Below are 22,442 nucleotides of genomic sequence, written 5' to 3'. Positions count from 1 at the left end.
CGGCCCGCTCCCCGACCGGGGCGGGCGCCTGCCGGGTGCTCAGCGGGTGCCCTCCGCGGCCAGGTCGGCGATCGCGTCGACGTTCTCGGCGTCCACGAATCCCGGGCCGGTGAGGACCGCCTGCCCGCCACCGACGGTGTTCAGGTTCTCCGCGTAGAGCTTGAGCATCACGACGGGCAGGTAGCCCTGCTCGTACTGCTGCTGGTCGACGGCGAAGGTGATCTCGCCCGCCTGGATGCCGCTGATCACGTCCTCGTTCAGGTCGAACGTCGCGACCCGGGCGTCGGAGCCGGCGTCCGCGGCCGCCTCCACGGCGACGGGCGCCAGCGCGGAGTTCAGCGTCAGCACCGAGTCGAGGTTCGGGTCGGTCTGCAGCTGGGAGGCGATCGTCGACTGGGCGCCGGTGAGGTCGTTGATGTCGACCTGCACGACGGAGAACGCCTCCGCCGACCCCCCGGCCTCCGCGAAGCCCTGCGCGGCCCCCGAGCAGCGCTGGTCCAGCCCGATGTTGCCGGCCTCGTGGACGACGCAGAGCACGCCCGTGGCGCCCTCCTCGGCCAGCCGCCGGCCCGCGCCCTGGCCCGCGACCACCTCGTCCTGGCCCACGTGCCCGATGGCGCCGAACTCCGCCGACCGGTCCCCGCCGGAGTTGATGGTGACCACGGGGATCCCGGCGTCGGCCGCCGCCTCGATCGAGTCCTGCAGCGCGTCCGGGTTGGCCATCGAGACGACGATGCCGTCCACGCCCTGGTTCACCGCGGCGTCGATGAGCTGCGCCTGCCGCTGCGGGTCGCCGTCGCTCTGGTAGTCCACGTCGATGCCGAGGTCCTCCCCCGCCGCCACGGCACCGTTCTGCACGACGTCCCAGAACGCGTCGCCGGCCGAGCCGTGCGTGACGACCGAGAAGGTGAGGTCGCCGCCGTCCCCGCCGCCCGAGGCCTCCCCGCCGCCACCGCCGCCACCGCCGCCGCCGTCCGTGGTGCACGAGGCGAGGAGCAGGGGTGCTGCCACGGCGAGTGCCAGCAGTCGCTTCGGTGCGGCCATCGGGGTTCCTCCTGTGCTCGCGGGGCGCGGGCCCGCGCATCCGGTCCGCCCAGGATCATGCCCCGCCCGCTCGCGGGCGACGTCGCCGGAGGCCCCGCGCCGCGTGGTCCGGTGCCGTCCGGTCGGCGGGCGGGCAGCCTAGGCTCGGCGTCGTGGACGTGCTGGCATCCGGTCATGAGCAGGTCGTCTTCTGCAGCGATCCCCGGTCGGGGCTGCGGGCGATCATCGCTCTCCACTCCACGGCCCTCGGGCCGGCGCTCGGCGGGACGCGGTTCTACCCCTACCCCGACGAGGACGCGGCGGTGGCCGACGTGCTGCGGCTCTCGGCCGCCATGTCCTACAAGAACAGCCTGGCGGGCCTGGACCTCGGCGGCGGCAAGGCCGTGATCATCGGCGATCCGCGCACCGACAAGACCGAGGCCCTGCTGCGGGCCTACGGACGGTTCGTCGAGTCCCTCGGCGGGCGCTACCTCACCGCCTGCGACGTCGGCACGTACAACGCCGACCTCGACGTGGTGGGCCGGGAGACGCGGTACGCGCACGGCCGCTCGGAGGCCTACGGCGGGTGCGGGGACTCCTCCGTGCTCACCGCCTACGGCGTGTTCCAGGGCATGCGGGCCGCGGCCCAGCACTGCTGGGGGACGCCGACGCTCTCCGGCCGCACCGTGGCCGTCGCCGGTGTGGGCAAGGTCGGGTCGTGGCTGGTGGACCACCTGGTCCAGGACGGCGCCGACGTGGTGGTCACCGACGTCGACCCCGGGGCCGTCGAGCGGGTGCGGACGCGCCACCCCCAGGTGCGCGCGGTCGCCGACACCGCAGGCCTCGTGCGCACGCCCCACGACGTCTACGCCCCCTGCGCGCTCGGCGGGGCCCTCGACGCGGAGACGGTGGAGGCGCTGCCCGGCCGCATCGTCTGCGGCGGCGCGAACAACCAGCTGGCCGACCCGGGGGCGGCCGAGCGGCTGCGCGCCCGCGGCGTCCTCTACGCGCCCGACTTCCTGGTCAACGCCGGCGGCGTCATCCAGGTCGAGGACGAGCGGCACGGGTTCTCGTTCGACCGGGCGCGGGCCAAGGCCTCGGGCATCTTCGACGTCGCGCTGCGGGTCTTCGCGCTGGCCGATGCCGAAGGCGTCTCCCCCGCCGTCGCCGCCGACCGCCTGGCCCAGGAGCGCATCGACTCGGTCGGCCGGCTGGCCACGATCCGGCTCCCGCGCTGAAAACGACCCCCGTCCTCCCCGCCCGTCGCACGCGCGGGGCGGGGCCCTGGACGGGGCCGAGGGAGGGGTGTGTGCCCCTGGCCGATCCGTGTCGTAATGTTGTCCGAGACATAGTCACTCAGTCGGGGTCGCCACGCGGGCCGCATCAGCCGCTTGGCTGGTCCACCGCACTCCGTAACGAGGGGGTCGAGCCGATGGGGCGCGGCCGAGCGAAGGCCAAGCAGACACGCGTGGCCCGTGAGCTCAAGTACAGCTCACCCAACACCGACCTCACCGCGCTCCAGCGCGAGCTGGCCGGTTCGTCGTCGACCTACACCGCGCCCAGCGCGGCGGACGACGACGACGAGGACGAGGACGACGAGTACGCCGACCGCTGGGCGGACGACGACTCGGACGACGACTGGGCGGCCAGCCGCTGACCGGCGGCTCGACGACCTGACCCGTCCGACCCCACGACACCGCGGCCCTTCGGGGCAGCGGTGTCGTGGCGTTGGCGTCGGCAAGCCAGGTCGTCCGGCCCGCTCGCGTCGGCGAGGGCACGCCGGAGCCGTCGCCGGCCCCCTCCCGAGGCTCGCTCCGAGCTGCACGGGATGAGGAGGGGCCTTCCTCAGCGGTAGTCGCCGACGAGCTCCGCCCCCGGTGCGCCACCGGCCTGCTCGCGCACGGTGCCGGCGATCCATGCCGGCACGCCGCGGCCGGTGAGCAGCGCGACGGCGGCGTCCGCCTGCTCCGGTGCGACCGACGCCACCATCCCGACACCGCAGTTGAAGGCCCGCTCGCTCTCCGCGCGCGGCACGCCGTGCTCCTCCATGAGGCGGACCGCCGCCGGCAGCGCCCACGTACCGCGGTCGAGGACCGCCTGCAGCCCGGGCGGCACCACGCGCGCGGTGTTGCCGGCCAACCCGCCGCCGGTGATGTGCGCGTAGGCGTGCACCGCCCCGACGCCGAGCTCCTCGACCAGCGCAAGGCAGTCGCGGGCGTAGATGCGGGTCGGCTCCAGGAGTTCGTCGCCCAGCGGCCGGTCCAGCCCCGCGGGGGTCGCGGTGAGGTCCAGGCCGGCGGCGGAGACCACGCGCCGCACCAGGGAGTAGCCGTTGGAGTGGAAGCCGGACGACGCCATGGCGATCACCGCGTCGCCGGCGCGCACCCGCTCCGGGCCCAGCACGGCATCGGCCTCCACGACGCCGACCGCGGTGGCGGCGAGGTCGTACTCGTCGGCGTCCATGAGGTCGCCGTGCTCGGCGGTCTCGCCGCCGACCAGGGCGGCACCGGCCTGGGTGCAGCCGGTCGCGATGCCGGTGACGATCGCCGCGATCCGTTCGGGCACGACCTTGCCGCAGGCCACGTAGTCCTGGAGGAACAGCGGCTCGGCGCCGCAGGCCACCAGGTCGTCGACGACCATCGCGACCAGGTCGATGCCGACGGTGTCGTGCCGGTCCAGCTGCCGGGCCAGGGCGATCTTCGTCCCGACGCCGTCGGTGGAGGAGGCCAGCAGCGGCCGCCGGTACTTCTGCACGTCCAGGGCGAAGAGCCCCGCGAACCCGCCGAGCCCGCCGACGACCTCGGGCCGGTTGGTCTGCTCGACGGCGGCCTTCATCAGGGCGACCGCGCGCTCGCCGGCGTCGATGTCCACGCCGGAGGCGGCGTAGGTGAACTCCGGTGCGCTCACGGCCGCCTCAGGGCGTCCTCGGCGCCGCCGGGCAGCACGGCGCTGCCGGCCTGCTGCCCGGTCCAGCCGCTGACCGCGCGCTGGCCGATGCCCTCGAGCACGTGCTTGCCCAGCACCTCCGGCGTTCCCAGGTCGATCGGGTACTCGCCGGTGAAGCAGGCGGTGCACAGCCGGTTGACCGGCTGCTCGGTGGCCGCGATCAGCCCCTGCTCGGAGACGTAGCCGAGCGAGTCGGCGTTGATGGAGGCGCGCACGCCGTCGATGTCGAGGCCGTTGGCGATGAGCTCCGCCCGGCTGGCGAAGTCGATGCCGTAGAAGCACGGCCACTTCACCGGCGGCGAGGAGATGCGCACGTGCACCTCGAGCGCGCCGGCCTCGCGCAGCATGCGGATCAGCGCGCGCTGCGTGTTCCCGCGCACGATCGAGTCGTCGACGACGACCAGCCGCTTGCCGCGGATGACGTCGCGCAGCGGGTTGAGCTTGAGCCGGATGCCCAGCTGCCGGATGGTCTGGCTGGGCTGGATGAACGTGCGCCCGACGTAGGAGTTCTTGACCAGCCCCAACCCGTACGGGATGCCGCTGGCCTCGGCGTACCCCACCGCGGCCGGGGTGCCGGACTCGGGGACCGGGATGACCAGGTCGGCGTCGGCCGGGTGCTCCTTGGCCAGCCGCCGGCCGATCTCCACCCGGGCGGCGTGCACGCCCCGGCCGGAGATGGTCGTGTCGGGCCGCGCCAGGTAGACGTACTCGAAGACGCAGCCCTTGGGCTGGGCCGCCGCGAAGTGCTGGCTGCGCAGGCCGTTCTCGTCGATGGCGATCAGCTCACCGGGCTCGACCTCGCGGACCACGGAGGCGCCGACGATGTCCAGCGCCGCGGTCTCGCTGGCCACGACCCAGCCCCGCTCCAGCCGGCCCAGCACCAGCGGGCGGACGCCCTGGGGGTCGCGGGCGGCGTAGAGCGTGTCCTCGTCCATGAACGTGATGGAGAAGGCCCCGCGCAGCTGCGGCAGCACCTCCATCGCGGCCGCCTCGACCGAGATGTCCTGGTACGAGGCGATCAGCGCCGTGACCAGGTCGGAGTCGGTGGTCGCGGCGAAGGCGCCGGCCACGCCGGCGTCGGCGGCCTTGCTGGCCAGCTCGGAGGTGTTCACCAGGTTCCCGTTGTGGCAGAGCGCCAGCCCGGTGCCGGAGTCCGTGGTGCGAAAGGTCGGCTGGGCGTTCTCCCACGTGGAGGAGCCGGTGGTGGAGTACCGGGTGTGCCCGACGGCGAGGTGCCCGCGCAGGCTGCCCAGGGTGGCCTCGTCGAACACCTGGCTGACCAGCCCGAGGTCCTTGTAGACGACGACCGAGGCGCCGTCGGAGACCGCGATGCCGGCCGCCTCCTGCCCGCGGTGCTGGAGGGCGTACAGGCCGAAATAGGTCAGCTTCGCGACCTCCTCACCCGGCGCCCAGACACCGAAGACGCCACAGGCGTCCTGGGGGCCGGGGAACTGGGGATCGAGGTCGTGCGTCAGCCGTCCATCACCACGGGGCACCGGTCGAGCGTACCGGCGTGGGCGCCCCCGCCGGCGCCGAGGCGGGAGAGCGCACCGCCGTCGCGCGTGTCCCCCCGGATCGCGCGCGCGGCCCGGGGCGAGGAACCTCGGCCAGGTGAGGCACGTTGACGTCTGACCCGCCCACTCACCGCCCGGCCGGTCCGCGCCGGACGACGTGCCCCGGGACGAGCGACAGGAGACATGGGATGGCGAGCAACGGGCCCGATCCGCGCGAGTTCCTCGACATGGCGCAGCGGATGCTGCGCCAGCTCTTCGAGGAGCCGCGCCGCGACGACCAGACGTGGGCCGACGTGACGCGCGAGGCCGCGCGGCGCCGCCCCGAGCCCAGCGCCGAGGAGCAGCGGGAGAACCTGACGTTCGCGCTCGCGACGCGCGCGGTCGAGGCGCTCGAGGACCTCGCGCTCAACGTCGCGGCGATCCGCCAGCGCCTCGAGCGCACGAACCCGGAGCAGCCGGACCGCCCGGAGCGGCACGACGATCGGCCGGGGCAGGACCAACCGCCGGGACAGGACCAACCGCCGGGGCGGTGACCGGATCGGATCGAGGGGACACCCCTCAGCGGACGTTGCTCAGCTCCGCCGCGATCGTCGTGTCCTCGCCGTGCCCGGTCCGCACCACCGTGTCCCCGTGCAGGCTGAGCAGCTGCGCCCGGATCGAGTTCACGATCGTCGTGTGGTCGCTGAACGACCGCCCGGTCGCCCCGGGGCCCCCGCAGAAGAGCGTGTCGCCGGTGAAGACGGTGCGCAGGTCGGCCGCGTGCAGGCAGGTGCTGCCCGGCGAGTGACCCGGGGTGTGCAGCGCGACCAGCCGGGTGCCGGCGACGTCGAACCGGGTCCCCGCCCGCAGGTCCTCGTCCGGCGCGGTGCCCGGGTGGGTCATGTCCCAGAGCATGCGGTCGTCGCTGTTGAACCAGATCGGCGCGCCGGTGGCCTCGCGCAGGGCGGGGGCGGCGGTGATGTGGTCGTTGTGCCCGTGGGTGAGCACGATGGCGGTCACCCGGCGCTCCCCGATCGCCGCGAGGATCGGCGCGGGGTCGTGCGGGGCGTCGATGACGAGCACCTCGTCGTCGTCCCCGACGAGCCAGACGTTGTTCTCGACGTCGAAGTCCTGCCCGTCGAGGGAGAAGACCCCGGGGACGACGACCTTCTCGACGCGGGCGCTCACTTGAGCACCACCACGCTGCGCAGCACCTCGCCGCGGTGCATCTTGTGGAACGCCTCCTCGACGTCGTCCAGGCCGATCGTCTCGGAGACGAACGCGTCGAGGTCGAAGCGCCCCTGCAGGTACAGGTCGACCAGCATCGGGAAGTCACGGCTGGGCAGGCAGTCGCCGTACCAGGAGCTCTTGATCGCCCCGCCCCGGCCGAACACCTCGATGGCGGGCAGGGTGATCTCCATCCCCGGCGTCGGGACGCCGACCATGACCACCCGGCCGGCGAGGTCACGGGCGTAGAACGCCTGCTCGAACACCGCCGGGTGCCCGACCGCGTCGATGGCGACGTCGACGCCGAACCCGCCGGTGAACCCCTTGATCGCCTCGACGGGGTCGGTCTCCTTCGAGTTGACCGTGTGGGTGGCGCCGAACCCGCGGGCCCACTCCAGCTTCCGGTCGTCGATGTCGACGGCGATGATCGTCGTCGCGCCGGCGAGCTTCGCCCCGGCGACGGCGGCGTCCCCGACCCCGCCGCAGCCGAACACGGCGACGGTCTCGCCGCGCTGCACACCGCCGGTGTTGATCGCCGCGCCGACGCCGGCCATGACGCCGCAGCCGAGCAGCCCGGCAGCGGTCGGTGGGGCGGCCGGGTCGACCTTGGTGCACTGCCCGGAGTGGACGAGCGTCTTCTCCGCGAAGGCCCCGATGCCTAGAGCCGGGGAGAGCTCGGTGCCGTCGGCCAGGGTCATCTTCTGGGCGGCGTTGTGCGTGTTGAAGCAGTACTGCAGCTGCCCCTTGCGGCAGGCGCGGCACTCCCCGCAGACCGCCCGCCAGTTGAGGACGACGTAGTCACCGACGGCGACGTTCGTGACGCCCTCGCCCACGGCCGCGACGACCCCGGCCGCCTCGTGGCCGAGGAGGAATGGGAAGTCGTCGTTGATGCCGCCCTCCCGGTAGTGCAGGTCGGTGTGGCAGACCCCGCAGGCCTGCACGTCCACGACCGCCTCGCCAGGGCCGGGATCGGGGACCACGATCGTCTCCACCGTGACCGGCTGTCCCTTGCCCCGGGCCACCACGCCTCGCACCTCGTAAGCCATGCCCGGCAGACTAAGGGGGCCGCCACGGCCCGGCTCGGCCGCTTCCACTGTGCGGGCGCACGATCACGCACGGATCACGGCACGCATGTTGCGCGCGCACTCTCAGGGCGGACAACGTACGGTGCCACCCGATAGCGACCCATATCACAGGGCGCGTCCCGGTCGCGGCCAACCGGCCGTACCGGTCCCGTCCCCGGAGGTTGTCCCCGTGGCAGTACCGAGCTTCCTGGCACGCGAGCGCATCGTCGCCCGGCCAGGATTCAACCGCTGGCTGATCCCGCCGGCAGCTCTGGCCGTGCACCTGAGCATCGGCCAGGCATACGCGACCAGTGTCTACAAGGTCGCCCTCGTCGAGCACTTCGACACGGGTCTCACCCAGATCGGGATCATCTTCTCGATCGCCATCGTGATGCTCGGCCTCTCCGCCGCCGTCTTCGGCACCTGGGTCGACAAGAACGGCCCCCGCGCCGCCATGTTCACCTCGGCCGTCTTCTGGGTGAGCGGCTTCCTGGTCGGCTCGCTGGGCATCTACACCGAGCAGCTGTGGCTGCTCTACCTCGGCTACGGCTTCCTCGGCGGCATCGGCCTGGGCATCGGCTACATCTCGCCGGTCTCCACGCTGATCAAGTGGTTCCCCGACCGCCCGGGCCTGGCCACCGGCATGGCGATCATGGGCTTCGGTGGTGGCGCGCTCATCGCCTCCCCGCTGTCGCGCCAGCTGATGAACTGGTACGACCCGAACTACGACCCGGCCGTCGCGGGCACCGTGCCCAGCGGCAACGCCGTCGCGGGGCTGTTCCTCACCCTGGGTCTGATCTACCTGGTCTTCATGATGTTCGGCGCCTTCATCATCCGGGTGCCGGCCGCGAACTGGCGGCCCGACGGCTTCGACCCGTCGACCGTCAAGTCCAAGTCCCTGGTCACGACCGAGAACGTCTCCGCGAACAACGCGATCAAGACGCCGCAGTTCTGGCTGCTGTGGACGGTGCTGTTCTGCAACGTGACCGCCGGCATCGGCATCCTCGAGCAGGCCGCCCCGATGATCCAGGACTTCTTCCGCGAGGGCGACACCTCCACCGTCCTGGCCGCCACCGCAGCCGGCTTCGTCGGTCTGCTGTCGCTGTTCAACATGGCCGGCCGGTTCGTGTGGTCCTCCACCTCGGACTACATCGGGCGCAAGCCGATCTACATGGTGTACCTGGGCGTCGGCCTGGTCCTCTACGTCCTGCTCGCCACCATCGGCAGCACGGCGACGTGGATCTTCGTGCTCCTCGCCGCGGTCATCATCAGCTTCTACGGCGGTGGCTTCGCGACGGTGCCCGCGTACCTGCGCGACCTGTTCGGCACCTACCAGGTGGGCGCCATCCACGGCCGGCTGCTGACCGCCTGGGCGGCCGCCGGCATCGTCGGCCCGCTGATCATCAACGGCGTCCTGGACGCCCGCGGGACGCCGGGTCAGCTCGTCGCCGCTGACTACCGGCCCGCCCTGTTCATCATGGTCGGGCTGCTGGCCGTCGGCTTCGTCGCCAACCTGCTGATCAAGCCGGTGTCGGAGAAGTACTTCGAGCCCAAGCAGACCGACATCCCCACCACGGCCGCCGAGCCCGAGAGGAGCACCGTCCGATGAGCACCCCCGCGTCCCGGACCGGCGAGCAGCCGACCACGCACACCCCCGTCGGCCTCATCGCCTTCGCGTGGGCCCTGGTGGGCGTCCCGCTGGCGTACGGCCTGTACAACACGATCAAGGCGGCCAGCGCGCTCTTCGGCTGAGCCACCCGAGCAGGGCCACTGCGCCCCCGTCCGCATCCCGCGGGCGGGGGCGCAATGCTGTCCGGGCGCGGGTCGACCCGGGTCGGGCAGGGTCCAGCCGCGTGCGCCCGGGGCTCAACCCCGCGTCGTCCGGGTCGACCCGCGACCGGCGTTCACCGGTGTCTCAGCGGGCGGAGCGGCAGCAACTGGCTCAGGTCCGCGCGGTTGCCGCTCGCGCTCACCGCACCCGCGGCGACGGCATCGGCCCAGGACAGCGCGCCCGTCGCCAGCCGCAGCCAGGTCGCGGCGTCGGTCTCGACGACGTTGGGTGGGGTGCCGCGGGTGTGCCGCGGCCCCTCGATGAACTGGACGGCGACGTGCGGCGGCACCCGCAGCTCCACCGAGCGGCCCGGCACCTGCTGGGCCAGCCAGCGCGCGCTGGTCTTCACCGCCGCCCCCAGCACCGCCCGCGGCGGCTGCTCGGCCTCGCCGGCCAGCCAGGCCCGCACCGGGTCGACCGCCGCCCGCAGCTCGTCGGCCGGGATGGGGGCCGGCATCAGGAGGTGGGGACGGTGCCCGCCGGAACGGTGCCGACGGCGTCCTCGGGAGCCCCGAACAGCGCCGGCAGGGTGGCGCTCCAGGTGGCCCGCAGCTCGTCCAGGGGAAGTTCGACCAGCCCGTCGACCGAGAGCACGTCGCCGCCCGTCGTCCCGAGCTCGGTGAGCGGCACGCCCGCCCAGCGTGCGGTCGTCTTCACCCCGCCGGGGTCGGTGGTGGTGAGGACGACGCGGGCCGTGGACTCGCTGAACAGCGCGGTGAAGGGGTCCTCGCCCAGCTCCAGGCGCGCGCCGACCCCGTGGCGCAGCGCCGACTCGGCCAGCGCCTGCGCCAGCCCGCCGTCGGCCAGGTCGTGCGCCGAGCCGACCAGGCCGGCCTTCGCCAGCGCGGCGAGCAGCTCGGCGAGCTTCCGCTCGGCCTCGAGGTCGACCACCGGCGGCCGCCCGCCGAGGTGGCCGTGCACGACCGAGGCCCAGGCCGAGCCGCCGAACTCCGGCCGCGTCTCGCCCAGGAGCAGCACCGTCTCCCCCGCCGTCCGCCAGCCGCTGCGGACCCGCGTGCGGACGTCCTCGTGCACCCCGAGCACACCGATCACCGGCGTCGGGTTGATCGCGACGTCGCCGGTCTGGTTGTAGAGGCTCACGTTGCCACCGGTGACCGGCAGGCCCAGCTCACGGCAGGCGTCGGCCAGGCCGCGGACGGCCTCGGCGAACTGCCACATCACCTCGGGGTTCTCCGGCGAGCCGAAGTTCAGGCAGTTGGTGACCGCCAGGGGTGTCGCGCCGGAGACCGCGACGTTGCGGTAGGCCTCGGCCAGGTTGAGCTGCGCGCCGGTGTAGGGGTCCAGGCGGGCGTAGCGGCCGTTGCCGTCGAGGGAGAGCGCGATGCCGCGGTGGCTCTCCTCGTCGATGCGCACGACGCCGGCGTCGTCGGGCTGCGCCAGCACGGTGTTGCCGCGGACGTAGCGGTCGTACTGCTCGGTCACCCAGGTCTTGTCGGCGCCGTCCGGGCTGCTGACGACGGCGAGCCAGTGCGCCTGGAGCTCCTCGGGCGTGGTGGGCCGGGGCAGCCGGGCGGCGTCGTCGGCCTGCAGGGCGTCGAGGTCGGCGGGGCGGGCCATCGGCCGCTCGTACACGGGGCCCTCGTGCGCGACGGTGCGCGGCGGGACGTCGACGATCCGCTCGCCGTGCCAGTCGACGGTCAGCCGGTCGCCGTCGGTGACCTCACCGATGACCGTGGCCAGGACGTCCCACTTCGCGCAGACGGCGAGGAAGGCGTCGACCTTGCCCGGCTCGACGATCGCGCACATGCGCTCCTGCGACTCGCTCATGAGGATCTCGGCGGGCGTCAGCGTGGAGTCGCGCAGCGGGACGGCGTCGAGGTCGACGTGCATGCCGCCGGTGCCGGCGCTGGCGAGCTCCGAGGTCGCGCAGGAGAGGCCGGCGCCGCCGAGGTCCTGGATGCCGGTGACCAGGTCCTGGGCGAAGATCTCCAGGCAGGCCTCGATGAGCAGCTTCTCGGTGAAGGGGTCGCCCACCTGCACGCTGGGGCGCTTGGCCGGCCCCTCGGCGTCGAACGTCTCGCTGGCCAGCACGCTGACGCCACCGATTCCGTCACCGCCGGTGCGGGCGCCGAACAGGATCACCTTGTTGCCGGCGCCCTCGGCCTTGGCCAGCCGGACGTCCTCGTGCTTCATGACGCCCACGCAGAGCGCGTTGACCAGCGGGTTGCCGGCGTAGCAGTCGTCGAAGAGGACCTCGCCGCCGATGTTGGGCAGCCCCAGGCAGTTGCCGTAGCCCCCGACGCCGGCGACGACGCCGGGCAGCACGCGGGCGGTGTCGGGCGCGTCGGCACGGCCGAACCGCAGTGAGTCCATGACCGCGACCGGGCGCGCGCCCATCGTGAGGATGTCGCGCACGATGCCGCCCACGCCGGTGGCCGCGCCCTGGTAGGGCTCGACGTAGCTCGGGTGGTTGTGGCTCTCGACCTTGAAGGTCACCGCGTAGCCATCCCCGACGTCGACGACGCCGGCGTTCTCGCCGATGCCGACCAGCAGCGCGTCGCTGGGCGGCAGGTCGCCGAACTTGCGCAGGTGCACCTTGGAGCTCTTGTAGGAGCAGTGCTCGCTCCACATGACCGAGTACATCGCCAGCTCCGCCGTCGTGGGGCGGCGGCCGAGGATGTCCTTGATCCGGGCGTACTCGTCGGCCTTGAGCCCGAGCTCGGCGAAGGGCTGCTCGTCGTCCGGCGTGCGTGCGGCGAGGTCGACGGTGTCGAGCCGGTTCTGCAGCCGGCCCGGGCCGGTGTCGAGGTCGGAGAGGCCCGCGGTTGCTGACTCGCTCACGCTGCGACGACCGCCTTCAGGACGCTGGTGAAGAAGCCGAGCCCGTCGGTCGACGGCCCGGTGAGGTCCTCGATCGCGTGCTCGGGGTGCGGCATGAGCCCCACCACCCGGCCGTTCCCGCTGGTGACGCCGGCGATCTCGCGGCTGGAGCCGTTCGGGTTGCCGCCCTCGTAGCGGAACACCACCCGGCCCTCGCCCTCCAGCCGGTCGAGGTCGGCGTCGGCGGCCACGTAGCGGCCCTCGCCGTTCTTGACCGGGATGACGATGCGCTGGCCGACCGCGTAGTCCTGCGTCCACGCGGTGTCGGCGCGCTCGACGACCAGCACCTGGTCGCGGTTGCGGAAGTGCAGGTGGCTGTTGCGGGTCAGCGCCCCGGGCAGCAGCCCCGCCTCGCAGAGCACCTGGAAGCCGTTGCAGATGCCGAGCACCGGCAGGCCGCCGTGAGCCGCGGCCACGACATCCTGCATCAGCGGCGAGCGGGCGGCGATGGCGCCGGCGCGCAGGTAGTCGCCGTAGGAGAAGCCGCCCGGCAGGACGACGGCGTCGACGTCCTTCAGGTCGTGGTCGGCGTGCCAGAGGGCGACCGGCTCACCACCGGCGAGCCGCACCGCGCGCGCGGCGTCGACGTCGTCCAGGGAGCCCGGGAAGGTGATGACACCGATGCGCACGGTTCGCTCAGTCCTTGGGGAGGTGCAGTTCGACGTCCTCGATCACCGGGTTGGCCAGCAACGTCTCGGCGATCTGCTCCAGCTCGGCCTCGTCGGGTGTCCCGTCGACCTCGAGCACGAAGTGCTTGCCCTGGCGGACGCTCCTCACGGAGTCGTGGCCGAGGCGGCCGAGCGCACCCAGGACCGCCTGCCCCTGGGGGTCGCTGATCTCCGGCTTCAGGACGACGTCGACGATCACCCGTGGCACGCCGACGAGGGTACCGGGCGCCGGGTGTGACCGTGGTCGCCACCGGGGCGACGCTCGTTCACGCGTTCGGGGGAATCCGTTCCGAATCCCTCAGGCCGGCGCCCGGAGCTGACGACGGGGATGGCACGGCCGGAACGCCTCCGGCCCGACCCCGAGGAGGACCCGTGAAGCTGGTGGCCCGTGCCGGCACCGTGGTCGCCCAGGTCCTCGCCGTCGTGCTGCTCTCCGGCGGGGCGGCCCTGGCCGCCTGGATCGCCGACCCCGCCGCGGCGGACCGGCCCCGGGTCACCGTCACCCACGGAGCCCCGGCCGGCGCCCTCTACCCCGAGCCGGCGACCGGTTACCCGTCGCCCGCGGTGGGGGCCGTCTCGGCGACCGCGAGCAACCTCGGCACCGCCGCGGTCCGGCTGACCACCGCCACCCTGGGCCGGGTGGAGGTCACTCCGGCGGCGGGACGGACCTGCGCCCCCGGCAGCATCGTGCCGGTGAGCAGCGGGCCGGTGACGCTCGACCAGCCGGTGGACCTGCGCCCGGGGGCCACCGGGGTGCCGGTGGTGCTGCCCGGAGCGGTGCGCATGCTCCCGACGGCCGAGCCGGGTTGCCAGGGGGCCCTCGTCACCGTGGGGGTCACCCTGGCCGGCACGTGACGCCGGCCGCCGCGGCGCGGAACAGAGCACCAGGGCCCACGGACGGTCGTCCCGGGGCCCCGAAAGGGTGATTCCGGCCCTCCGGCCCTTCCGGAACCGGTGGGTCCTCCCCTACTCAATGTCGTGACGCAGCGCACGTGCTGTGTCACAACAGGCAATGACTGGGGGTCCCATGAACACCAAGCGGAGGCGCATCGGCGTCCTCGCCATCCTCTTCCTGGCGCTGCTGGGCGGGAGCGCGGCGGTGGCGTCCTGGCTGGTGGACGGCACGGGTCCGGGTTCCGCGAAGGCGGCCACCGTCGCGGAGCTGGGCGTGTCCGCCGGCACGCCAACTGCGTCGCTCTACCCGGGAGCCACCGGGGACCTCGCCGCCCGGGTCAGCAACCCGAACCCGTTCCCGGTGATGCTCACCGGGGCCACCTTCGGCGCGGTCAGCGTGACGCCGGTCGAGGGCCGGACGTGCACCGCCGCCGACGTGGCGGTGTCCGGCCCGGTCAGCCTCTCCGGGATCACGCTGCCGGCTGACTCCGTGGGCATCAACGTCACCGTCCCTGGCGCGCTCACCATGCTGACGACGGCCGCCGACGGCTGCCAGGGCGCGACCTTCACCGTCGAGGTCACCCTGTCCGGCGCATCGGCCTGACCCCCCGCGCGGAGGCGCCGTCACCGACGGCGCCTCCGCGGCCCCGTCCGAGAGGAGGACCGACCGTGCTGCACCGGATGGGCGTCCCCCTGCTGGTCGTCGTCGCGGTGGTCCTCGGCACCGCCGCGCCCGCCCCGGCCACCTGGGCGACGCGGGCGGCCGCCGGGCCGGCCGTCGTCGCGGCGGCGGTCATGCCGCCGGGCGAGCAGCCGACCGCATCGGGCAGCGGAGTGCTGACCCGCTCGTTCACGGTGACCTGGCGCACGAGCCACGTGGCCGGCGTGCCGGTCACCGGCTACGTGGTCAGGCGCACCAGCAGCCTGCTGGGCGCCGGCCTGGTCTCCGAGGGCACGTGCTCGGGGGTCAGCCTGCTCGGCATCGACGCCCCCGTGTACGTGCCGGCCGACCCGGCCGCCGAGACGCAGTCCTGCACGGACACCTCGCTCGTGTCGCTCGGCACGGTGTCCTACACCGTCACACCGGTCCTCGAGCGCTGGCTCGGGGCGCCGTCGCCCTGGTCGGCGCCGGTCAGCTGAACGGCCGGCCGGTCAGCCGCTCGTAGGCGGTGACGTAGCGCTCGCGGGTGGCGGCGACGACGTCGGCGGGCAGCTCGGGTGGCTCGGAGACGCGGTCCCACCCGGACGACGTGAGCCAGTCGCGCACGAACTGCTTGTCGTACGACGGCTGCACCGCGCCCGGCGACCAGGTGTCGGCCGGCCAGAACCGGGACGAGTCCGGCGTGAGCACCTCGTCGCCGAGCACGAGCCCACCGTCCGGCGAGACCCCGAACTCGAACTTCGTGTCCGCCAGCACGATCCCGGCGTCGGCGGCGATCTCGGCGCCGCGCCGGTAGAGCGCCAGCGTCAGCTCGCGCAGCTCCTCGGCCCGTGCGGCGCCGACCGCCGACACCACGGCGGGGAAGTCGATCGCCTCGTCGTGCTCGCCGATCTCCGCCTTGGTGGACGGCGTGAACACCGGGTCGGGCAGCCGGGACCCCTCGACCAGGCCCGCCGGCAGGGCGACGTCCCGGATGGAGCCGGTCCGCTCGTACTCCTTCGTCCCGGACCCGGAGAGGTAGCCGCGGGCCACGCACTCCACCGGGAGCATCTCCAGCCGGTGGACCAGCATCGCGCGCCCGGCGACCTCCGCGGGCACCCCGTCGTCCGCCCCCGGAGCCGCCGACACCAGGTGGTGGGTCGCCCCGAAGGACTCCAGCACCGGGGTCAGCTGCTCGAACCACCACACCGACAGCTGGGTGAGCACCCGCCCCTTGTCCGGTATCGGGGTGGGCAGCACGACGTCGTACGCCGAGATCCGGTCCGATGCGACGAGCAGCAGCCGGTCGGCGCCGGCGTCGTAGATCTCCCGCACCTTGCCGCGGGCCACCAGCGGGAGGCCGACCATCAGGCCAGCGCCGCCAGCCGGTCGAACAGCGGGCCGAGGTTGGCCACGTACTTCTCCGGCCGGCAGATCTCGTCCAGCCGCGCCTCGTCCAGCGTCACGCCCGACGACCCCGCCCGCGCACGCAGGGTCTCCCGGAACGGCGTCCCCGAGTTCCACGTCTCCATCGCGGCGGCCTGCACCAGCGCGTAGGCGTCCTCGCGCGACTGGCCGCTCTCCACCAGCTCCAGCAACACCGACGAGGTGTAGATCAGCCCGCCGGTGGACTCCAGGTTCGCCCGCATCCGGTCGGCGTCCACCACCAGGTTCTCCACCAGCCCGGCGGTGAGGTGCAGCAGGTAGTCGGTGGTGATCGCGGCGTCGGGCAGGAACACCCGCTCGGTGGAGGAGTGCGAGATGTCGCGCTCGTGCCAGAGCGGGATGCCCTCCATGACCGGGACGATCGCCGCCCGCACCACCCGCGCCAGGCCGGCGATGCGCTCGGAGCGGATCGGGTTCTTCTTGTGCGGCATCGCGCTCGAGCCCTTCTGGCCCGACCCGAACGCCTCCGACAGCTCCCGCACCTCGGTGCGCTGGCCGTGCCGCACCTCCAGGGCGATCGCCTCGGAGACGGTCGCGATGATCGACAGCGCCGAGACCCACTCGCTGATCGAGTCGCGCAGCACCACCTGGGTGGAGGCGTCGGCGGGCCGCAGGTCCAGCGCCTCCGCGACCGCGACCTCGACCGAGGGGTCGATCAGCGAGTACGTGCCGACGGCGCCGGAGATGGCGACGACGCCCACGCGCTCGCGGGCGGCCCGCAGCCGGTCCCGCGACCGCGCCGCGGCGAAGGCCAGGTCGGCGACCCGGTGGCCCCAGACGACGGGCTCGGCGTGCACGCCGTGCGTGCGGCCCACCCGGATCGTGTCGCGGTGCTTCAGCCCGTGGTCGCGCAGCGCCGCCACGAGGCGGTCGGCCTTGGCCAGCAGGATGTCGGTGGCCTCGGTGAGCTGGACGGCGAGCGCGGTGTCCAGCAGGTCCGACGACGTCATGCCGTGGTGCACGTAGGCGGCGGCCGAGCGCGGCTCGGTGTTGTCGGCCCACGCGGTGAGGAAGGCGATGACGTCGTGCTGCGTCGTCTCCTCGATCTCGGCGACCCGCTCGGCCGTGGGCGGCGGCGCGTTGCGCACCGGCTCCACGACGTCGGCGGGCACCCGCCCGGCCGCGGCGTGCGCCTCCAGGACGAGCGTCTCCACGCGGCACCACAGCTCGTACTTGTGGGCGTCGCTCCAGACCCGGCCCATCTCGGGGAGGGTGTAGCGCTCGATCATGCGGGTACCGCCCGCCACCGGTCAGCTCGTCGCAGCACGGGGACAGTCTCCCGCAGGGCTAGCGTGATCACGAACGGCCCCTACCGGAGGTGATCGATGCGGCGTCGCGCCCGAGATCTCGCCGTGCGCGCAGGAGACCTCGCCGCGCGCGCCCGCGACCGGATCCGCGCCGCCCGGGAGCACGATCCACACGCCTGGCACCACCACCACGGGCCGCCCGACCCCTACCCGGTCGGCATCCGGGGCGACGGCGCACCGGCCGCGCGGGCGAACGGTGCCTCGGCGCCCCCGCTGGGCAGCCCGTCCCCCGCCGCCCCGGACCTCGACGGCGCGCTCGGCCCCGGTGGGGTCAGCGGCCCGCCCGCCGGGGGCTCCCCCGACGGCGCTGCGCCGCACCACCCGGGGCACCGCGCCGGCGCGCACCACGGCGGGCCGGAGGACGGCGTCCCGTTCGGGCTGCGCGTCGCGGCCGCGTGGTCCTGGCGGCTGATCCTGGTGATCGCGGGGTTCTCCGTGCTGCTCTACGCCGCGGCGTCCATCGCCGTCGTCGCCGTGCCGGTGCTCGTGGCCCTGCTGCTGTCGGCGCTGCTGCAGCCGGGGGCCGCGAGCCTGGCCCGGCGCGGGTGGCCGCCGACCCTGGCCGCCTTCACCATGCTGCTGGTGGGCCTGGCCGTGGTCGCCGGGATCATCACGTTGGTCGTCGAGCGCTTCACCGCAGGCTTCGCCGACCTCGCCGAGCAGGTCAGCGAGGGGCTGGCGCAGGTCCAGACGTTCGTCGTCCGCAGCTTCCCCATCACCGAGGGGCAGCTCGCCGACCTCCTCACCCAGGCGCAGGACGCGCTGCTCGACAACCAGGACACCCTGGCCTCGGGCGCGCTCACGACCGCGGCGACGGTGGGCGAGGTCGTCGCCGGCATCGTGCTGGCGCTCTTCACGCTCTTCTTCTTCCTGAAGGACGGCCGGTCGATCTGGCTGTGGCTGGTCGGTCTCTTCCCCGCCGCCTCCCGGGCCTACCTCGACGAGGCCGCCCGGCGCTCCTGGCGCACGCTGATCTCCTACGTCCGCGCGACGGTGGTGGTGGCGCTGGTCGACGCCGTCGGCATCGGCATCGGGCTGGCGGTCCTCGGCGTCCCCCTGGTGATCCCGCTGGCCGCGCTGGTCTTCCTGGGGGCCTTCGTGCCGATCATCGGCGGCTTCCTGGCCGGCACCGTGGCCGTGCTGGTGGCCCTGGTCTCCAACGGCCCGATCACCGCGCTGATCGCGCTCGCCATCGTCATCGGCGTCATGCAGCTGGAGGGCCACGTGCTGCAGCCGCTGCTGCTCGGCCGGGCCGTGCGGGTGCACCCGCTGGCGGTGGTGCTCGCGATCGCCGCGGGCCTGCTGATCGGCGGCATCTTCGGCGCGCTCATCGCCGTCCCCGCCGTGGCCTGCGTCAACGTCGCGGGGACCTACCTCAGCCGCCGGCACGAGGGGCCGCGGCCGCCGGAGCCCCGGCCCGGGCGCGCGCGACCGGTCGTCGCGGCGGGTTAGCCGACGGCGATCCGGCCCTCGACGGCGGCGAGCGCGATGTCGGTGCGCCAGTGCGCATCGGCCAGCCGCACGCCGGCGACCCGCTCGTAGGCGCCCCGCCGCGCGGCCGCGAGGTCCTCGCCCACCGCGGTGACCGCGAGGACCCGGCCCCCCGCGGAGAGCACGGTGCCGTCGTCGGCGAGCGCCGTGCCGGCGTGCAGCACGCCCTCGCCGTCGGCCCCGGTGATCGGGTCACCGGTCCGCGGCGACTCCGGGTAACCCGGCGCCGCGACCACGACGGTCACCGCGGCACCGGCGCGCCAGCGCAGCGGCGGGTGCTCGCCGAGGGTGCCGGTGGCCGCGGCGTGCAGCAGCCCGCCGAGCGGGGTCTCCAGCAGGGGGAGCACCACCTGGGTCTCGGGATCGCCGAAGCGGGCGTTGAACTCCACCACCCGGACGCCGCGCGAGGTGAGCGCGAGCCCGGCGTAGAGCAGGCCGCTGAAGGTCTCGCCGCGCCGGGCCATCTCGTCGACGGTCGGCTGCAGCACGGTGGCCAGCACCTCGTCGACCAGGCCCGGCGGGGCCCACGGCAGCGGGGCGTAGGCGCCCATCCCGCCGGTGTTGGGCCCGGCGTCGCCGTCGTCGCGGCGCTTGTGGTCCTGGGCCGGCACGAGGGGGACGACGGTCGCGCCGTCGGTCACCGCGAAGAGCGACACCTCGGGCCCGTCGAGGTACTCCTCCACCAGGACGGCGCCACCGGCGTCGAGCACGTGCCGGCCGTGCGCGGCGGCGGCCGCCCGGTCGGGGGTGACGACGACGCCCTTCCCGGCGGCCAGCCCGTCGTCCTTGACCACGAAGGGGGCGCCACCGGTGAGCGCCGCCACCTCGTCGAGGGCGGTCTCCAGCTCGGCCGGGCCGCCGACGGGCCAGGACCGCGCGGTGGGCACGCCGGCCGCCGTCATCACGTGCTTGGCGAAGGACTTGCTGCCCTCGAGCCGGGCCGCCTGCGCGGAGGGGCCGAAGCAGGCGATGCCGGCCTCCCGCACCGCGTCGGCGGCGCCCGCGACCAGCGGCACCTCCGGTCCGATCACCACGAGGTCCGCACGCCAGTCGCGCGCCACGGCCGCCACCGCGACCGGATCGGCCACCGCCAGCGCCGCGCCGCCGGGCGGCGGGGGAGCGACCGCCCGCGTCCCGGCGTTGCCGGGAGCGCAGGCGAGCGCGCTCACCGCGGGGTCGGACTGCAGAGCCACGCACAGGGCGTGCTCCCGGGCACCGGAGCCGATCACCAGCACGCGCACGATCGGCGACCCTACCGATGTCGCGCGCCGGCGCCCCGGGCGCAGGGCGTCGTCCCACCCGTCACAGACCCTCCGTGTGAGATCACCCACGCCGGGTGGGACCTCCGCTGGTCAGCGCGCTGGCCGCTCGATCGTGCGCAACCCGTCCCCTCCAGTTCGCCGTGGATTCACCCGGCTCCTGTGTTGTGGGTGCCATGCGCGCGACCGAGTCGCTGGCGGACAGGCCGGTGACACGCCTTCCCCGGCCCGTCGTCATCGGACACCGCGGAGCCCCGGCCTACCGGCCGGAGCACACCGCGGCCAGCTACGAGCTGGCCATCGACCTGGGCGCCGACCTCATCGAGCCCGACGTCGTCGTCAGCGGCGACGGCGTCCTCGTCGCCCGGCACGAGAACGAGCTCTCCCTGTCGACCGACGTGGCCGACCACCCGCAGTTCGCCGACCGCCGGACCACGAAGCTGGTCGGCGGGAAGCTGCGCACCGGTTGGTTCACCGAGGACTTCACCCACGCGGAGCTGCGCACCCTGCGGGCGGTCGAGCGGATGCCGTCGCTGCGGCCGCTGAACACCGCGTACGACGGGCGGTTCGGCATCCTGACGCTGGCCGAGGTCGTCGAGCTCGCCCGGAGCCGCTCGACCCCGGAGCGCCGGATCCGCGTGCTCGCCGAGCTCAAGCACGCCGAGTGCCCCGAGGCCGGTCGCTCCATGGCCGAGCTGGTCGCCGCGGAGCTGCGCCGGCTCGGTGCCGACCGCGCCGACGGTGACGTGGTGCTGCAGTCGTTCGACCCGGCCCTTCTGCGCCACCTGCGCGCGCTGCTCGGCGAGGACGGCCCGCAGCTGGTCCAGCTCGTCGACGACATCCCGGCGGGCGACACCATGGTCACGCCGGCCGGCCTGCGCGAGATCTCCACCTACGCGCAGGGGGTCGGCCCCAGCCGGGGGCGGGTCCTGGCCAGCGGAGCCGACCACGCGCTGACCGGCACGCCGCACCTGGTGGAGCAGGCGCACGCCGCCGAGCTGGCGGTCTTCTGCTGGACGCTGCGGGCCGAGAACGCCTTCCTCCCCGCGCACCGCCGGCGCGGGGAGGCCCCCGACGGGCTCGGTGACGCCGTCGGCGACGCGCTGGCGCTGCTGGCGCTCGGCGTCGACGGCCTGATCAGCGACTCCCCCGACCACGCGGTCCGCGCGCGGACGGCGCTCAGCGCCCAGCTGGTCTGAGCCCGGCCGGTGGGTCGCGACGCGGGGCCCGGAGGCCTCCCGGCGCGGTCCACCGAGCGGCTCAGCGCGAGCCCGCCCGCCGCCTGGCCGCGGTGTCGTCCGGAGGACCACGGTGTCGTCGCGCCCGGGCGTCGACCCGGAGCTGCTGGCGGCGCGCCTCGGCCTGCAGCTTCCGCCACGAGGTGAAGCGGGCGGGGTCGAGCCGCCCGTCGTCGATGGCTGCCGCGACGGCGCAGCCGGGCTCGCTCCGGTGCCCGCAGTCGCGGTAGCGGCACCGGGTCGCCAGCTCCGTGACGTCGGCGAACACCCGGTCGACGCCGTCCGCGTCGTCGTGGAGGCCCAGCTCACGCATGCCCGGGGTGTCGATGAGCAGCCCGCCGCCGGGCAGCCGGTGCAGCTCCCGCGCGGTGGTCGTGTGCCGCCCCCGGCCGTCGTCGCGGATGTCGCGGGTGCCGGCCACCGTGCGCCCGGCCAGCGCGTTGGCGAGGCTGGACTTCCCGACCCCGGAGGGGCCGACCATGGCGGCCGTGGAACCGGGCGGCACGAGCGCCCGCACGGCATCCAGACCCTCCCCCGTGACCGAGCTGACCGCCAGCACCGGCACGCCCGCGGCGTCGTCCGCCACCTGCGCCACCCCGGCCGGCACGTCGGGGCACAGGTCTGCCTTGGTGAGGACGACGACGGGCGCGGCACCGCTGCTCCAGGCCACGGCCAGGTAGCGCTCCACCCGGCGCAGCCGCGCGGGGCCGATCAGCGCGTCGACCACCAGGACGGCGTCGACGTTGGCGGCCACCACCTGCGCGGCGGAGGTGCGGCCGGCGGCGGTGCGCGTGAAGGCGCTGCTGCGCGGCAGCACCGCCACCGCCAGCTCACCGCGCAGGGCGACCCAGTCGCCGACCGCGGGGCCGGCCGGGGCCTCCTGCAGCGCCGCCCCGAGCGCCACCCGTCGCTCCCCGCCGCCGGTGAGGACGCTGAGCCGGCCGCGGTCGACCCGCCCCACCCGGCCGGGCTCGCACCCCGGTGGCAGCGCGGTCGCGCGGTCCGGCGTCCAGCCCAGATCGGTCAGCTCCACGCGCGGCATCGTGGCCCCGGGCGGCCCCGGTCGTCGCTCGA

The 22,442-nt window shown here is 74.4% G+C and carries 23 protein-coding genes; 10 read left to right on the top strand and 13 right to left on the bottom strand.

What is annotated here, in order from left to right:
* Positions 1-39: 39 nt before the first annotated feature.
* The gene (locus ACI79P_RS11005; protein ID WP_456581087.1) at positions 40-1,044 is read right to left on the bottom strand and encodes a sugar ABC transporter substrate-binding protein; all 1,005 of its coding nucleotides are present in this window, start codon (positions 1,042-1,044) and stop codon (positions 40-42) included.
* Positions 1,045-1,196: 152 nt separating this feature from the next.
* Between ACI79P_RS11005 and ACI79P_RS11000 the strand changes: the two genes are divergently transcribed.
* Both ACI79P_RS11000 and ACI79P_RS10995 read left to right on the top strand, forming a co-directional pair.
* Positions 1,197-2,261 (top strand): Glu/Leu/Phe/Val family dehydrogenase, encoded by a 1,065-nt coding sequence (locus ACI79P_RS11000; RefSeq protein WP_456581086.1) that lies wholly within the window; start codon positions 1,197-1,199, stop codon positions 2,259-2,261.
* A gap of 194 nt (positions 2,262-2,455) precedes the next feature.
* A complete protein-coding gene (locus ACI79P_RS10995) occupies positions 2,456-2,680 on the top strand; it encodes a DUF3073 domain-containing protein (protein ID WP_456581085.1) in 225 nt (74 codons plus the stop codon).
* A 188-nt stretch (positions 2,681-2,868) separates the two neighbouring features.
* On the opposite strand, the gene purM is transcribed toward ACI79P_RS10995, so the two are convergent.
* A complete protein-coding gene (gene purM, locus ACI79P_RS10990) occupies positions 2,869-3,930 on the bottom strand; it encodes a phosphoribosylformylglycinamidine cyclo-ligase (RefSeq protein ID WP_456581084.1) in 1,062 nt (353 codons plus the stop codon).
* Positions 3,927-5,465, bottom strand: a complete 1,539-nt coding sequence (gene purF / locus ACI79P_RS10985) for an amidophosphoribosyltransferase (protein WP_456581083.1) — start codon at positions 5,463-5,465, stop codon at positions 3,927-3,929. The genes purM and purF overlap by 4 nt, the downstream gene beginning before the upstream one ends.
* 206 nt (positions 5,466-5,671) lie before the next feature.
* Here purF and ACI79P_RS10980 point away from each other — a divergent pair, with 206 nt between their 5' ends.
* Entirely contained in the window at positions 5,672-6,016 is a 345-nt protein-coding gene (locus tag ACI79P_RS10980; protein WP_456581082.1) for a hypothetical protein, read from the top strand.
* Positions 6,017-6,041: 25 nt separating this feature from the next.
* Here the strand turns inward: ACI79P_RS10980 and ACI79P_RS10975 are convergent, their stop codons facing one another.
* Together ACI79P_RS10975 and ACI79P_RS10970 are read right to left on the bottom strand one after the other, a co-directional pair.
* A complete protein-coding gene (locus ACI79P_RS10975) occupies positions 6,042-6,650 on the bottom strand; it encodes an MBL fold metallo-hydrolase (RefSeq protein WP_456581081.1) in 609 nt (202 codons plus the stop codon).
* Entirely contained in the window at positions 6,647-7,735 is a 1,089-nt protein-coding gene (locus tag ACI79P_RS10970) for an S-(hydroxymethyl)mycothiol dehydrogenase (protein WP_456581080.1), read from the bottom strand. Before ACI79P_RS10970 ends, ACI79P_RS10975 begins: the two co-directional genes overlap by 4 nt.
* Before the next feature lie 208 nt (positions 7,736-7,943).
* On the opposite strand from ACI79P_RS10970, the gene ACI79P_RS10965 reads away from it, so the two are divergent.
* Positions 7,944-9,362 (top strand): OFA family MFS transporter, encoded by a 1,419-nt coding sequence (locus ACI79P_RS10965; protein WP_456581079.1) that lies wholly within the window; start codon positions 7,944-7,946, stop codon positions 9,360-9,362.
* Positions 9,359-9,505, top strand: coding sequence for an MFS transporter small subunit (locus ACI79P_RS10960; RefSeq protein ID WP_456581078.1), 147 nt, complete (start codon positions 9,359-9,361; stop codon positions 9,503-9,505). Before ACI79P_RS10965 ends, ACI79P_RS10960 begins: the two co-directional genes overlap by 4 nt.
* Before the next feature lie 152 nt (positions 9,506-9,657).
* Here ACI79P_RS10960 and ACI79P_RS10955 read toward each other — a convergent pair whose 3' ends face one another.
* The 4 genes from ACI79P_RS10955 to purS are packed head-to-tail and all read right to left on the bottom strand — an operon-like array spanning position 9,658 to position 13,301.
* Positions 9,658-10,041: a sterol carrier family protein gene (locus tag ACI79P_RS10955; protein ID WP_456581077.1), complete on the bottom strand. Its 384-nt coding sequence runs from the start codon at positions 10,039-10,041 to the stop codon at positions 9,658-9,660.
* Entirely contained in the window at positions 10,041-12,386 is a 2,346-nt protein-coding gene (purL, locus tag ACI79P_RS10950) for a phosphoribosylformylglycinamidine synthase subunit PurL (protein WP_456581076.1), read from the bottom strand. Before purL ends, ACI79P_RS10955 begins: the two co-directional genes overlap by 1 nt.
* Positions 12,383-13,054 (bottom strand): phosphoribosylformylglycinamidine synthase subunit PurQ, encoded by a 672-nt coding sequence (gene purQ, locus ACI79P_RS10945; RefSeq protein WP_456581075.1) that lies wholly within the window; start codon positions 13,052-13,054, stop codon positions 12,383-12,385. Before purQ ends, purL begins: the two co-directional genes overlap by 4 nt.
* Before the next feature lie 7 nt (positions 13,055-13,061).
* Positions 13,062-13,301, bottom strand: coding sequence for a phosphoribosylformylglycinamidine synthase subunit PurS (gene purS, locus ACI79P_RS10940; protein ID WP_456581074.1), 240 nt, complete (start codon positions 13,299-13,301; stop codon positions 13,062-13,064).
* Between the two features lie 164 nt (positions 13,302-13,465).
* On the opposite strand from purS, the gene ACI79P_RS10935 reads away from it, so the two are divergent.
* From ACI79P_RS10935 to ACI79P_RS10925, 3 genes are all read left to right on the top strand, one after another.
* Positions 13,466-13,948 (top strand): hypothetical protein, encoded by a 483-nt coding sequence (locus ACI79P_RS10935; RefSeq protein ID WP_456581073.1) that lies wholly within the window; start codon positions 13,466-13,468, stop codon positions 13,946-13,948.
* 157 nt (positions 13,949-14,105) lie between these two features.
* Positions 14,106-14,591, top strand: coding sequence for a hypothetical protein (locus ACI79P_RS10930; RefSeq protein WP_456581072.1), 486 nt, complete (start codon positions 14,106-14,108; stop codon positions 14,589-14,591).
* A gap of 65 nt (positions 14,592-14,656) precedes the next feature.
* Positions 14,657-15,127 (top strand): hypothetical protein, encoded by a 471-nt coding sequence (locus tag ACI79P_RS10925; RefSeq protein WP_456581071.1) that lies wholly within the window; start codon positions 14,657-14,659, stop codon positions 15,125-15,127.
* Here the strand turns inward: ACI79P_RS10925 and ACI79P_RS10920 are convergent.
* Positions 15,120-15,995 carry a phosphoribosylaminoimidazolesuccinocarboxamide synthase gene (locus ACI79P_RS10920; RefSeq protein ID WP_456581070.1) on the bottom strand — a complete coding sequence of 292 codons (876 nt, stop codon included), beginning with the start codon at positions 15,993-15,995 and terminating at the stop codon, positions 15,120-15,122. The genes ACI79P_RS10925 and ACI79P_RS10920 overlap by 8 nt on opposite strands.
* A complete protein-coding gene (gene purB / locus ACI79P_RS10915; protein WP_456581069.1) occupies positions 15,995-17,302 on the bottom strand; it encodes an adenylosuccinate lyase in 1,308 nt (435 codons plus the stop codon). Before purB ends, ACI79P_RS10920 begins: the two co-directional genes overlap by 1 nt.
* 123 nt (positions 17,303-17,425) lie before the next feature.
* Here purB and ACI79P_RS10910 point away from each other — a divergent pair, with 123 nt between their 5' ends.
* A complete protein-coding gene (locus ACI79P_RS10910; protein ID WP_456581068.1) occupies positions 17,426-18,832 on the top strand; it encodes an AI-2E family transporter in 1,407 nt (468 codons plus the stop codon).
* On the opposite strand, the gene purD is transcribed toward ACI79P_RS10910, so the two are convergent.
* Complete coding sequence (gene purD / locus ACI79P_RS10905) at positions 18,829-20,112, bottom strand: phosphoribosylamine--glycine ligase (RefSeq protein WP_456581067.1); 1,284 nt, start codon at positions 20,110-20,112, stop codon at positions 18,829-18,831. The genes ACI79P_RS10910 and purD overlap by 4 nt on opposite strands.
* A gap of 227 nt (positions 20,113-20,339) precedes the next feature.
* Between purD and ACI79P_RS10900 the strand changes: the two genes are divergently transcribed.
* Positions 20,340-21,329 (top strand): glycerophosphodiester phosphodiesterase family protein, encoded by a 990-nt coding sequence (locus ACI79P_RS10900; RefSeq protein ID WP_456581066.1) that lies wholly within the window; start codon positions 20,340-20,342, stop codon positions 21,327-21,329.
* Positions 21,330-21,390: 61 nt separating this feature from the next.
* Here the strand turns inward: ACI79P_RS10900 and rsgA are convergent, their stop codons facing one another.
* A complete protein-coding gene (gene rsgA, locus ACI79P_RS10895) occupies positions 21,391-22,401 on the bottom strand; it encodes a ribosome small subunit-dependent GTPase A (protein ID WP_456581065.1) in 1,011 nt (336 codons plus the stop codon).
* Positions 22,402-22,442: the final 41 nt, after the last annotated feature.

The sequence above is a fragment of the Blastococcus sp. SYSU DS0510 genome (genome assembly GCF_054050835.1).
This window is presented reverse-complemented; position numbering and strand designations above follow the sequence as displayed.